This is a genomic window from Paraferrimonas sedimenticola, assembly GCF_002282855.1.
Lineage (GTDB): Bacteria > Pseudomonadota > Gammaproteobacteria > Enterobacterales > Shewanellaceae > Paraferrimonas > Paraferrimonas sedimenticola.
In genome coordinates this window covers 604,604-616,610 of the sequence record NZ_NRIR01000001.1, presented here as the reverse complement: position 1 = coordinate 616,610, position 12,007 = coordinate 604,604, and the positions used below count along the sequence as shown (strand labels likewise).

13 protein-coding genes and 1 tRNA gene are annotated in these 12,007 nt (G+C 51.1%); 11 read left to right on the top strand and 3 right to left on the bottom strand.

Annotated features, from left to right (window positions below):
* Positions 1 to 42: 42 nt before the first annotated feature.
* Complete coding sequence (locus CLC93_RS02625; RefSeq protein WP_095504373.1) at positions 43 to 348, bottom strand: DUF1330 domain-containing protein; 306 nt, start codon at positions 346 to 348, stop codon at positions 43 to 45.
* A gap of 203 nt (positions 349 to 551) precedes the next feature.
* Here CLC93_RS02625 and CLC93_RS02620 point away from each other — a divergent pair, with 203 nt between their 5' ends.
* On the top strand, positions 552 to 1,538 hold the full coding sequence (locus CLC93_RS02620; protein ID WP_095504372.1) for a lipid A deacylase LpxR family protein: 987 nt from the start codon (positions 552 to 554) through the stop codon (positions 1,536 to 1,538).
* Here CLC93_RS02620 and CLC93_RS02615 read toward each other — a convergent pair.
* Positions 1,535 to 1,939 (bottom strand): DUF6515 family protein, encoded by a 405-nt coding sequence (locus CLC93_RS02615; RefSeq protein WP_095504371.1) that lies wholly within the window; start codon positions 1,937 to 1,939, stop codon positions 1,535 to 1,537. The two genes, CLC93_RS02620 and CLC93_RS02615, sit on opposite strands and share 4 nt — an antisense overlap.
* 185 nt (positions 1,940 to 2,124) lie before the next feature.
* On the opposite strand from CLC93_RS02615, the gene folP reads away from it, so the two are divergent.
* The 5 genes from folP (at position 2,125) to CLC93_RS02590 (ending at position 5,657) form a co-directional block, all read left to right on the top strand.
* Positions 2,125 to 2,976, top strand: a complete 852-nt coding sequence (gene folP / locus CLC93_RS02610) for a dihydropteroate synthase (protein WP_095504539.1) — start codon at positions 2,125 to 2,127, stop codon at positions 2,974 to 2,976.
* Positions 2,977 to 2,995: 19 nt separating this feature from the next.
* Positions 2,996 to 4,333, top strand: coding sequence for a phosphoglucosamine mutase (gene glmM / locus CLC93_RS02605; RefSeq protein WP_095504370.1), 1,338 nt, complete (start codon positions 2,996 to 2,998; stop codon positions 4,331 to 4,333).
* 103 nt (positions 4,334 to 4,436) lie between these two features.
* Positions 4,437 to 5,222 carry a triose-phosphate isomerase gene (tpiA, locus tag CLC93_RS02600; RefSeq protein WP_095504369.1) on the top strand — a complete coding sequence of 262 codons (786 nt, stop codon included), beginning with the start codon at positions 4,437 to 4,439 and terminating at the stop codon, positions 5,220 to 5,222.
* A gap of 1 nt (position 5,223) precedes the next feature.
* The gene (gene secG / locus CLC93_RS02595; RefSeq protein WP_095504368.1) at positions 5,224 to 5,556 is read left to right on the top strand and encodes a preprotein translocase subunit SecG; all 333 of its coding nucleotides are present in this window, start codon (positions 5,224 to 5,226) and stop codon (positions 5,554 to 5,556) included.
* 15 nt (positions 5,557 to 5,571) lie between these two features.
* Positions 5,572 to 5,657: transfer RNA gene (locus CLC93_RS02590), tRNA-Leu, on the top strand.
* 99 nt (positions 5,658 to 5,756) lie between these two features.
* On the opposite strand, the gene CLC93_RS02585 is transcribed toward CLC93_RS02590, so the two are convergent.
* Entirely contained in the window at positions 5,757 to 6,968 is a 1,212-nt protein-coding gene (locus tag CLC93_RS02585) for an alginate export family protein (RefSeq protein WP_095504367.1), read from the bottom strand.
* 312 nt (positions 6,969 to 7,280) lie between these two features.
* Between CLC93_RS02585 and CLC93_RS02580 the strand changes: the two genes are divergently transcribed.
* The 5 genes from CLC93_RS02580 to CLC93_RS02560 all read left to right on the top strand — a co-directional run bounded on the left by CLC93_RS02580 (position 7,281) and on the right by CLC93_RS02560 (position 12,005).
* Positions 7,281 to 7,643 carry a group I truncated hemoglobin gene (locus tag CLC93_RS02580; protein ID WP_095504366.1) on the top strand — a complete coding sequence of 121 codons (363 nt, stop codon included), beginning with the start codon at positions 7,281 to 7,283 and terminating at the stop codon, positions 7,641 to 7,643.
* A gap of 25 nt (positions 7,644 to 7,668) precedes the next feature.
* Entirely contained in the window at positions 7,669 to 8,328 is a 660-nt protein-coding gene (locus CLC93_RS02575) for a TorD/DmsD family molecular chaperone (RefSeq protein WP_095504365.1), read from the top strand.
* Between the two features lie 33 nt (positions 8,329 to 8,361).
* Positions 8,362 to 8,820: a hypothetical protein gene (locus CLC93_RS02570; RefSeq protein WP_095504364.1), complete on the top strand. Its 459-nt coding sequence runs from the start codon at positions 8,362 to 8,364 to the stop codon at positions 8,818 to 8,820.
* Between the two features lie 228 nt (positions 8,821 to 9,048).
* Complete coding sequence (locus CLC93_RS02565) at positions 9,049 to 9,993, top strand: DmsE family decaheme c-type cytochrome (RefSeq protein WP_425439833.1); 945 nt, start codon at positions 9,049 to 9,051, stop codon at positions 9,991 to 9,993.
* A 14-nt stretch (positions 9,994 to 10,007) separates the two neighbouring features.
* Positions 10,008 to 12,005 (top strand): MtrB/PioB family decaheme-associated outer membrane protein, encoded by a 1,998-nt coding sequence (locus CLC93_RS02560; RefSeq protein ID WP_095504363.1) that lies wholly within the window; start codon positions 10,008 to 10,010, stop codon positions 12,003 to 12,005.
* The last annotated feature ends 2 nt before the right edge of the window (positions 12,006 to 12,007 follow it).

Sequence of the window (12,007 nt, the reverse complement as noted above, 5' to 3'; positions counted from 1 at the left end):
AATGACAAGCGTGGAAGGGGTGATTGACAAGCGGGCGAGCCCTTACGCATCCGCCTCTACACGCAACGGCATCATGTGCACACGACAAGTCGAGCCAGCGATACGAGCGGCTTTGTACGGCGAGTACTCTTGGCCGTTGTAGAAAGCGTAGGCTTGCTCTTTGCTTTCAAACTCAACAATCACGTAGGAATGAGGGGCTTCACCTTCGCCTTCCATAATTTCTGAGTGAGCTGTGCTTACCAAGTAGCGACCACCAAACTCTTCAAGCATGCCTGGCACATTTTCTAGGTAGGCTTCAATCCAGCCGGTGTCATGGGCTGTGGTTTCAACGGTCATCATGTATTTCATAGTCGTACTCTCTAAATCAGTCGGGGAACTGCGAGCATTATACTTCCGCTGCGCTGGACACAATCTGACCACCACTGCCAAAAGATAAGCAAAATCTAAATTAAGCTCACATTGACAAAAATCAAATGTAACCAAGTTGTTAAGTTTTGTCTGAGTCGTTATGGCGCTACCTTGGAGTTAATATCCGAGTAAAGAGGTAGGTTATGTCAGCAGACTTGAGAGGCATCGGATGGGCATTACTAGTTTGGTCAGTGTCGTTTGCTAATAATGCCAACGAGGCATCTACCTGGTATTTGAATACAGAAAACGACATCGTTTTTGGCGGCGATGGCGATTACACCTCCGGTATCAGCCTCGGCTGGACCAGCGCCGAGCAAACCGACCGCGCACAGCTGAGTAAAGCCAACGCTTGGCAAACCCACTTTTTAGTCCCTACCCAAGACTCAAACAACTGGCAAACCGGCTGGCGCTTGCACCAACTTATCTGGACTCCACCGGTTATCGAATACTCACGCCCACAACCCTATGCTCGACCTTATGCGGGCTGGCTAGGCATCGAATCTCATGCCGCTAACTATTCAGAACACTGGGTTCATAAGAATTGGGTAAGCGTAGGGGTTACTGGACCTATGTCTCAAGCCGACTCAGTGCAAAAGAAAGTACACAAGTGGACCGGCTCGGATACACCATTGGGTTGGCATCACCAAATCAAAAACCAAGGCACCTTACAGTTGGCCTACGAAGTGGATGGCCTGATAAAACGCGCTCCTATCGGTGGGCTTGAATGGGAGGCCTCAGGCTTTGGTTACCTGCAAGCGGGAACGCTTAGAAGCGAGTTACTCGGTGGGCTTAGCTTGCGTCTCGGTGAGCAACTGGCTACCAGCTTTGGCCGTCAGTCTCGCCATTACGGCCAGCACTCACGCATTGCACCTGCGCCAGAGTTTCGCTGGCATGCTTATCTTCGCTTGGACGGTGGTTATCGCTTCAATGACTTGAGCATTGAGGGCGAGGTAGACCATGACAATCGCACCTATGTGGAACACTGGCGCGCCCATGGCGTATTAGGGGTTCGCTTACAGTGGGGCGCGTGGAGTCTAGATACCGGAGTACACGGCTATCGACGCGACTACACGCCGGACAAGAAGCCGTTTCGTGGCTATGGCTCGCTGGTTATCAGTTACCGTGGCTAAACACCTACGATACCCTTGGGACGCGCAATCACCTTATAAGCGCCTTTGCGCGGCATGTAGCGATAAAAGTTACCGTTAGCCGAATAGTAGGTCTTACCGCGCACATTCCATTGAGTGTAGCCAATAGGCAAGGCGCGAATAGTCGCACCAATGGGCGCTTTTACTTCTTTGTAGCCAAAGGCGTCAGAATGATAAAAGATGCCATGGTGAATCCAGTAGTGATGGCCGCCATACATGTAGTGATAGTGGCCGTGGGGCAGATGAGAGACATAGCCCTTATAGGCGTGAAAGCTGCCGCTAATGCCAGCGGCTTTCACCGGTGCGGCCATTGAGCCCACCACTAAGGCTAGCGCCAACCACAAGCTCGTCATCCAAAGCCAACTTTTCTGTACTGCTGTCATACTACTCACTCCTTCGATTGACTTAAGGCCAGTGTATCAGGGCAAATGTAAACTTAAGTCAAGCCGAGTAAATCTCGAGTAAACCAAACTCAAAGGGCAATTTTGTCCACCTAGTTTACAATATAGAACATTGGCAGTAAGGTGCCGAGTCGGCACGCTAACCCTCTGAAAATGAGTCTGAAATGATGAAAACAAGCCTTGATTGCGACCGCGGAAGTCTGGATCTCACCCAAGTTCAGGTGATGGGTATTCTCAACACTACCCCTGATTCCTTCTCCGACGGCGGCCAGTTCAATCATCTGCAAAACGCGGTGGAACAAGCATTAGCCATGGTAGAGCAGGGTGCCAGCATTATCGATATCGGCGGTGAGTCGACTCGACCTGGCGCGGCTGAGGTCAGCGTGAAAGACGAGCTAGAGCGAGTGGTACCGGTCATCAGTGCCATACGCCAATACGACACCTCCACCCTAATTTCGGTGGATACCTCCAAGCCTGAGGTAATGACTGCCGCCATTGAAGCCGGTGGCGATATCATTAACGATGTGTACGCCTTGCGCCGTGAAGGCGCGCTTCGAGCGGCAGCTGCCACTGGAGCGCCTGTGTGCCTGATGCACATGCAAGGTCAGCCACGCACCATGCAAAGCGCACCGCATTACACCGACCTAATTGGCGATATTTCCGACTTTTTTGAAAAGCGGATCATCGCCTGTCTGGAAGCTGGGATCCCTAAAGAAAAGTTGGTTTTAGACCCAGGTTTTGGCTTTGGAAAAACGTTAGCGCACAATTATCAGTTGATGGCAGAATTGCAAAAATTGAGCAAATTTGGGCTGCCACTCTTGGTCGGTGCCTCGCGCAAGAGTATGATAGGCAACTTATTAGACCGGCCTGTCAGTCAACGTTTGGCCGGCAGTCTGGCAGCGGCACTGTTCGCCCTAGAGCGGGGCGCCAGCATACTTAGGGTTCACGATGTGCAAGCCACCGTGGACGCCGTCAAAGTCTGGCAAGCCTGCCGCCACCCTGAATCATTGCAAGATTAAATCTGGAAACGAGTACACAGTGACACAACGTAAATTTTTTGGAACCGATGGCATTCGCGGCAAGGTTGGCGAAGGTAAGCTGACCCCAGAATTGGTGTTAAAGCTAGGTTGGGCCGCCGGTCGCGTATTGGCGCGTCGAGGCACCAACAAGGTCATCGTCGGGAAGGACACCCGCATCTCTGGTTACTTGTTTGAAAGCGCCCTAGAAGCCGGCCTTTCAGCGGCAGGCCTAAACGTACGCCTGCTCGGTCCTATGCCAACCCCAGCGGTGGCCTATTTGACCCGTACCTTCCGCGCTGAAGCCGGTATTGTTATCAGTGCCTCGCACAACCCTTACTACGACAACGGTATTAAGTTCTTCTCAAGCGATGGCTCTAAACTGGGCGACGAAATAGAGCGGGCCATTGAAGCCGAGCTTGAAAAGCCGCTGCGCTGCGTTGAGTCAGCCAAGCTAGGTAAAGTAAAGCGTATCGACGATGCCGCTGGTCGCTACATCGAGCACTGCAAGAGCCACTTCCCGCTGAACATGACTCTAGACGGTCTAAAAATCGTGGTGGATTGTGCTCATGGCGCCACCTACCACATTGCCCCGCGCGTATTTAAAGAGCTGGGTGCCGAAGTGATTGCGATTGGTGCTGAGCCTGATGGCATCAACATCAACAATGGTTACGGCGCGACGAGCATGAAAAACATTTGCGAAGCCGTGGTGCGCGAGCAAGCCGACCTAGGTATCGCCCTAGATGGTGACGGCGATCGTCTAATGATGGTGGACCACTTTGGCAACGTCATCGATGGCGACCAAATCCTGTACATGCTGGCCAAAGACGGCCAAACCCACGGTACCCTGCGCGGTGGTGTTGTCGGTACTCAAATGAGTAACTTGGGACTTGAGTTGGCCTTTGAAGACATGGGGATTCCGTTTGAGCGAGCCAAAGTCGGCGATCGCTACGTGATGGAAAAGCTCAAAGCCAATGACTGGCACATCGGCGGTGAAAATTCCGGTCACATTCTTGACCTAGACCACGCTACTACCGGTGATGCAACGGTAGCCGCCGCCCTGGTACTCGCAGCAATACAGCGTAACAACACCTCGCTGCACGAATACGCCAAAGGCATGAAGATGCTGCCGCAGGTGCTGATCAACGTTCGCTACCAAGAGGGCGACGATCCACTGAAGAATCCGGCAGTGACTAAAGAGGCCGAATCGGTCGATGCAGAGCTTGGTAAGCGTGGTCGCGTATTATTGCGCAAATCCGGTACTGAGCCGCTGATCCGCGTAATGGTTGAAGGTGATGATCGCAGTCAGGTGCAAACCTGTGCCGAGCGCATCGCAGCCGCGGTTAACGAAGTTAGCTAAGCCCGTTTAAAAAAACGCCAGACTCCAACCCTTTACCTCCTGAACGCTTGTATCTGGCGTTCAGGTTGGTTATGATTCCCGCCGCTTAAATAGGAGAGGCCTTATGACGTCAAGACGTCCTGTTGTTGCCGGTAACTGGAAGATGAATGGCCATCTTGAGTTAGCCGATCAATTGGTTGAAAAATTTGCAACCGAACTGAACAGCGATGCAGTCGAAGTGGTGCTTTGCCCACCGGCCGTCTTCTTAAGTGACCTAAGCAAAAAGCTTGAGCAAAACCGCGAGCGATTGAGCGCTGTTGAGCTGGGCATTGGTGGTCAAAACGCCAGCGCACTTGAGAAAGGCGCGCACACCGGCGAGATTGCCGCTAGCATGCTAAAAGCCGCAGGCTGTGAGTATGTGATTTTGGGTCACTCTGAGCGTCGCGCTATGTATGGCGATACCCCTGAGCTAGTGGCTGAAAAGTTCGCTCAGGCAAAAGCCAACGGCCTGACTCCAATCCTGTGTACAGGTGAGTCAGAAGACGAGCGCGAAGCTGGTAAAACTTTCGAAGTCATTGCACAAGATCTGGAAAAAGTGATCGAATGCAATGGGAAGCAGGCGTTTGATAATGCTATCATCGCCTACGAGCCTTTGTGGGCTATCGGAACAGGTAAGAGTGCCACTCCGGAGCAAGCGCAAGAAGTGCACGCCTTTATTCGCGGCCATCTGGCCAAGATCGGCGACGTCGACGCCGATACCGTGCGAATTTTGTATGGCGGCAGCGTGACTCCAGACAACGCAGACGAGCTATTTGCTCAAGCGGATGTCGACGGTGGCCTAATTGGCGGCGCCAGCTTGGTAGCCGACAAGTTTATTAAATTATGCCAATTGGCAGTGAGTGCTAAATAAAATGTATGAAGTCCTGATTGTTTGTTATTTGTTGGTCGCCTTGGCTCTGATTGGCCTGGTTTTGATCCAGCAAGGTAAAGGCGCCGACATGGGCGCTTCTTTCGGCGCCGGCGCGTCGGGCACCCTATTTGGTTCAAGTGGTTCGGGTAACTTTTTGACCCGTGCAACTTCTATTATGGCGATTACCTTTTTCGTATTGAGCTTGCTGATTGGCCGCATGAGCGCCAACACCAAGTCTGACGACGAAGCTTGGCAAGACCTTAGCCAGCCTGGCACCGCAGTAGAAGAGCCAGTTGAGCCTGCTAAGCCTGCGGAAGAGACAATCCCAGAGTAAGCCTCGAACAAATTTGCGATTGTGGTGGAATTGGTAGACACGCCATCTTGAGGGGGTGGTGGCCTATGGCCGTGAGGGTTCAAGTCCCTCCAATCGCACCAATTAGAAAACGCAGCTCATTGAGCTGCGTTTTTTTTGTGCCTGTTTATTTTAAGCCTGCATCACTAGGGCTAGCGATATTTGACGCTGCAATTCAGGGGCTAGAAAGACACGCTGGTCCACACCCAAACCTTGTTGGTATTGACCTTGCCAGCGGCCGCGTCACCGGCGCGGTAGGCTGCGAACTTAATCCCTCCAGAGAAGATGTCGTTGAACTGTCGGGTGAGCTGTAAGTCGATCTCGTTACCTAGGTTCTTAACACCATCCGTGCTCTTGTCGGCGCTGAAGTTGTGATAAATCGCGGCCCAATTCAAGCCCACTATGTTGCCGCCTAAGCCGGCGTAAATATCGCGAAGGCCTTGCTTTGGAGTGGTCAAGAATTGGTCGGCCCAGCCGTTGAATTTGTGCAAAGTGGCGAGTGGGGTCGAGAATCCATATTCGCCTTTATCCGAGCCAAGCGATTCAAAACCCACATGAACAGCCACAGGTTTAAAGCTCACTTTCAACTCGGCCAGCATGTAGTTGGCGTTGAAGGTAGCAGTAGGGCTTACCGAGCGCTGGCGTGCATATTCAAGCTGGTAGCCCAGACCCACAGCGTTTACGTCGCGATTGCCGTCTAAGCGGATACCGTAGGAATCCAAACTGTTCTTAGTTCGGTTATCCACTTCCAACAGGTATCCATAACCAGAGATCTTACCGATAGGGCTGTTGTAGCCAAGGTTGAACAAGTGGTCTTTCGAGTCCACATCTCGTTCTTGGGCGAAAATGCGATTGCGCTTGCCCACGTAGGAATAACTGGCGCTCAAGTTTTCGATGGGCGTGAGTCCTACGCTAATGGCATCGAAGGTTTGGCGGTCTTGACGCCAGCCAACGTGACCGACAAAACGTTGGTTATCGATAGCAAGTACCTGACGACCCAGTTTGGCATTGAAAATCTTGTGGCGGTACTGCACAAAGGCCTGGTCGACCTCTGTGGTCTTAGGATCGGCAATAACCGAATAGTCTGGTCGACTGCCGAGGCCATCGTTGTACTTGTTGAGCCCGGCCACCGGGCGTGAGTCTTCGAGTTCGACCATGGCACTAAAGCCATAAAAGTCTGCTGTGGTATAGCCAAGCAAGGTGCGAACCGTTACGGCGTTGGCATCTTTGAGATCATTGTCTTGATTGACACCCTCGTAGCGAAGACGCACGTCTAGCGAGGCTTTGCCTTTGGATATGCTTTCGGTAAAGGTGTTGGCTTGTTCGGCTTGCGCTGGCGAGAAGGCGCCAAGGGACAACAGCACCCCAGCGGCCGTGAGATTGAGTTTAAACATTATGCCTTCCTTACTACTGAATTATCTTGTTATCGAGCGGCAGACAGCGCTTCTGACAGCGCTGGGACAAATACAGCCACTTATAAGGGTTTAGTTGCATAACTGCGCTGCGTCAAAGCAGCAGGAGCTCAAATCATGGAAATTGGTTGGCGCTTTGAGGTACTTCAGCGCTGTAGCATTTTTCCTGCCGAAACAGCATCTTTTTTAGTTGCTGTTTAGTAACAGTCTATTTTTAAAACCAAATATCAGATTGCCTTAGCGAGCTTTGTCCTACACTGATTATCGAAACCTTCTGCAGAAAGAGTGAAAACAATGATTACCGAGCCCTTGTTTGACCGACTTGGTGGCGAAGATGGAATGCGCAAAATAAGCAGCGATATTATCGACCTACACCTAGTCAACCCCAAGATCAAAGACCGATATGCAGGCTGTAAGCCAGAGAAGCTAAAAGAAGGCCTGTCGACCTTCTTAATGCAAGGAACAGGAGGGCCGCAAAACTATCATGGCAAGGACATGCGCAGTGCTCACGAAGCCATGAATATTGACGATATCGAATACATGTCGATGATTGACGACATGATGAAGGCTTTTGAAATGAACGGGGTTGAAGCGCGCGAGAGAGGAGAGTTTCTATACATACTCTATTGCTTACGTCCGCTTATTGTTGGCCAATAATTTAGTCACTTAATACGGAACGCAGATGACCGACTCGAACAATTTTGACTATTGCGCGGCGCAAGGCGCGGCGCGCGTGCTACACAATGTGTTTCTCTATTATCCTGAGCTGTCCTTTGTGGAGACCCTAAAACAAAACCAAGCGGCTCAGAACTGGCCAGATTTATCCGGTTCAAACGAGTACCAGCAGGGAGTTGCTTTACTTGGGAGCTTTCTTGAACAGTGGGATGAGAGTCAACTGCAGCAGCTGAAAATCGAATACGGCTATTCGTTTTTTACGCCAGGCGAGCCCAAGGTCATGCCGTGGGGCTCTTTGTACTTGGGTGAGCAACAAATGCTCAATGACACCTCAACGCTCGAACTTGAGTCCTTCTATCGTCAATACCAAGTGGAGTTCGACCTTAGCTTTAATCAGCCTGCGGACCACATTGCCTTATTCTTTGCTGTGATTGATCAGTTGCTCGGAGAGCTTGGTCGCGATCCGGAAAACAAGATGGCAGCAGACGCACTCACCATACTCTTGCAACAGCACCTGATGCCTTGGGTACACAGGTTTTTTGAGGGGATACAGGAACATTGCGACAGTGACTACTACAAGGGTATGGGCTTTTTGGGCAGTGACCTACTATCGACCTTATCCAATCACCTACAAGTGGTTCCTTGGAAAAAGCTGCTATATCGCTAATGTTCACATCGCTAACAAACTGAAGGGTGCCCCATGACGGTAGTGAATAGCGTCAAGCTACAAATGCTCAAAGCTGAATTCGCTGAAACTTGGACAGAGTACATGCAACAGTTTAGCTGCCTAGACTCCTTGTTTTCGGGAGGCACAGATAGGGCTACTACTAGCCATATCATTGCGGGCTTAGTCGGATTTCGCAGCGAATTACTGGTGGTTGGAGAAGGCCTGTCCACAGAGCAATCCGTAGAGGTCTTGTTTGAGTGCTTTCAGTTGCTTGCAGTTAAGTTCGCACAGAAAAAAGAGTTGTCGCACCCAGAGAAAATTATTCTCAAACTGTGCCAACTCTTGTGCCAGGAATTTCAACAGGATGCATACGCCAGTGAGCTTTCTCAAGCGGCTATCGACAAGCGAGACAAGTTGGTAGAGGTTGGTAAACACCTTTCAACGGTGGAACGTCGAGAGCAGGTTAAGGCCAGAAATATGGGCAAGTTTTAACTCCCTCAACAGCTCGTAAAGCTTGATCAAGTTCACAAAAATGCTCAATTAGCCACGAAAAATATCAACCCTCGCCAGTACAACTAAGCAATTGTTTGAAAAACGCTTTGACCAAAACTCGAAAAAATCACTCGTTTTTTTTGGGGGTTTTGTCACTACTCCATCTTGAGTATCCCCAGCTTTGAACTAGTTTTTAATACTATTCAAAAAATAAGCAATTCGATGATGATGATGACTAAGCGAATATTCCAGCTTCTCACGCTTTCTGTCACGCTCTGCCTGTCTCTCGCAAGTGTTGCCGCCTGGGATGAACTCTCCGAAGAAGAGCTCGAGCGTCAGCTCGTCGAAAAGTTTGAAAAGGGCGAGTACTCCAAAAAAGGGGCGGATAACTGCCTCACTTGCCATCGCAAAGACGCCAAAGTCATGGCCTTGTTTGACGGGGTCCACGGTCGTAGCAATCAGCCCGGCTCACCAATGGCTGGTTTACAGTGCGAAGCCTGTCACGGACCAATGGGCAAACACAATCGCGGTGGCAAAGAGCCTATGATTGCCTTTGGCCCCGACTCCAAATTATCCGCAGAGAGCCAAAATTCAGTGTGTCTGGGCTGTCATACCGACAGTCGCCAGCAATCATGGCACGCGAGCATTCACAACGTGGAAGAGGTCACCTGTGCTGAGTGCCATGAAGTACACGCCAAACACGACCCCACTCAAAACCAACTGACCATTAACGATACCTGCACCGGTTGCCACACCGAGCAGAAATCCATGATGAACATGCGCTCCTCACACCCGCTCAAGTGGAATCGCATGACTTGTATCGACTGCCACTCCCCCCATGGTTCGCCCAGCGAACACGCCTTGGTTAAGTCGGATGTCAATCAAACTTGTTACAGCTGCCATGCCGAGAAACGCGGACCATTTTTGTGGGAGCACGAACCGGTCACCGAGAGCTGTGTCAATTGTCACAACCCCCACGGCAGTGTTAACGAGAATATGGTTCACTACCGAGCGCCTCAGTTGTGTCAGCAATGTCACGCCGAGGACGGCCATGCTAATCGCGTAGTACAGAGAGCGGACCAGGATGCCTTTGGTGCAGGCCAAAGCTGTATGAATTGTCACAGTCAGGTTCACGGGTCAAACCATCCTGTCGGTGCCAAGCTGCAACGCTAGTAGGAGAGAGTCGTATGTCTAGTAAACTCTTAACCCGTTCACTTTCCCTTGGGGCAGTGATAGCGAGTACCAGTCTGGCGGCCGCAGATTTTGGGGTGGGCAAGGCCAATACCCAAAACTGGAACCCAGAAGCCTACGAGTGCAAGCGTTGTACCGTGGTGAAAGGTGCTCGTGGTGAAGTCGGTGTTGCTGTGGGTTACAACAACCCGGGAGAGCTACACGGTGCCAATGCACTGGGCGTCGAGCGCAAAGGGGCGGTAGCGCACTTAAACGCGGATGCCGATCACCTCAGCGAATCTGGCTTAGAAACCAAGGTGCAAGCCCACGAAATAGGCTTTGACAACAGTTTTGCCAAATTATCCATTGGCAAGCCAGGCAGGGCCAAGGTGGAACTGGATTATCGATTGTTGACTAAGTACGACAGCGGCAAAGCCACTTCCCAATTGTCTTACGCCAACGGCCAACTGACGCCTGTCGAGCAGCCCTACAACATTGAGCTATCGCAACAACGTCAAGCGGTGGGGCTAGCGGGCGAGTTCACCGGTAGGTTCTATCGAGTGTTTGGCGATATCAATGGAGAGCAAAAGCAGGGATACAAGCGCAACAGCTTAGTGTACCCAAGACCGGTTAATTTTGGTTTGCCAGTGGACCAGCGTCACACCAAAGGGCAGTTGGGCATCGATTTTTTTGGTCGCCAATGGTCGGCTGAACTCAAGTATTACGGTAGCCAGTTTAAGAACCGAATTAAAAGCCTAAGTCTTCCTTTCCTGCCTTACGTTCACGCACCAAGCCCAGATAACCGCGCTCATCATGTCAGTTTGAGTGGGCAGTATTTAGCGGGACGTACCCATCTGTCAGCACGAGCCAAAGTAGGCCGTATGCTTCAAGACGATGACCTGATGCCAACCCCAGGCAACCCCATTGTTAATTGGGACGGACGAGTCGATGTAATCGATGGTGGATTAACTGTCACCTCCATGTTGACCTCAAGGTTCAGACTCAGTGGCCGTTTTGACTACAAAGACCACAAAAACAAAAGTTCGGTGTTTGGCTTCCCACACCCTGTGACCGATGGCTCTGGCGGCCTATTGTTTAACATGCCCAGAGACATACGTCGGCAAAAGATAGCGCTCGACGGGGTATACCGTTTCACTCGCGGCTACAAGGCTCAAGTGGGCTACAAACGCTCAGACATCAAACGCAACTTTAGCGAGCGTGAGAAAAATGACGAGCAAACCTTGTGGGGTAAGTTCACCGCTCGCCCGGTTGACAAGTTTAAAGTGGAATTACTCGGTTCATACGCTCGCCGCAAAGGCTCACAGTTTTTGGAAGCCGAGCAAACGCTCATCGACGGCAACCTAGCCGCCACAAAATATCACTTAGCGGATCGCAATCGCACAGCGCTTGAACTTAAGTTCAATTTCATTCCTACCGATTGGGTCAATCTGGACCTGAAACTAAGAGGCGCCAAAGACGATTATCCGAATACCGCCATCGGCTTGAACGAAGCCAAGCACTTTGGAGCGGATGCCAACATTTCGTTTGTTATCCAGCCGAACTTCACCGTTTACGGACTAGCGACTCAACAACGCATCGACAGCCTGCAAAGTAGCTCGCAGAGCATTGGTCTTCCGCTGTGGCAAGCCAGCATCAAAGACAAGTTCCACAACTATGGCGCAGGGGCCAACTATACCGGTCTGATGGAAAACCGGTTATCGGTCGGAGTGGACTACTTATTTGGTGAGTCGATTAGCGATACCGAAGTTCAAACCGATGCTCGCACACCTTATGGCGATTACAACTCCCACAACCACAGCTTTAACGTGCGTGGCAAGTATCGAGTTTCTGAGTCGGTAGCGGTTGGGGTTAGGTATCGCTACGAGCGTTACTTCAGCACGGATGCGGCATTGGTGGACGTCAACCAAGTCGCAGGCTTGACCACTTTAGGACGACTGAATCGAAATTATAACGCGCATCAGATTATGTTCTCCGTTAGCTATTTATTGGACTAAAG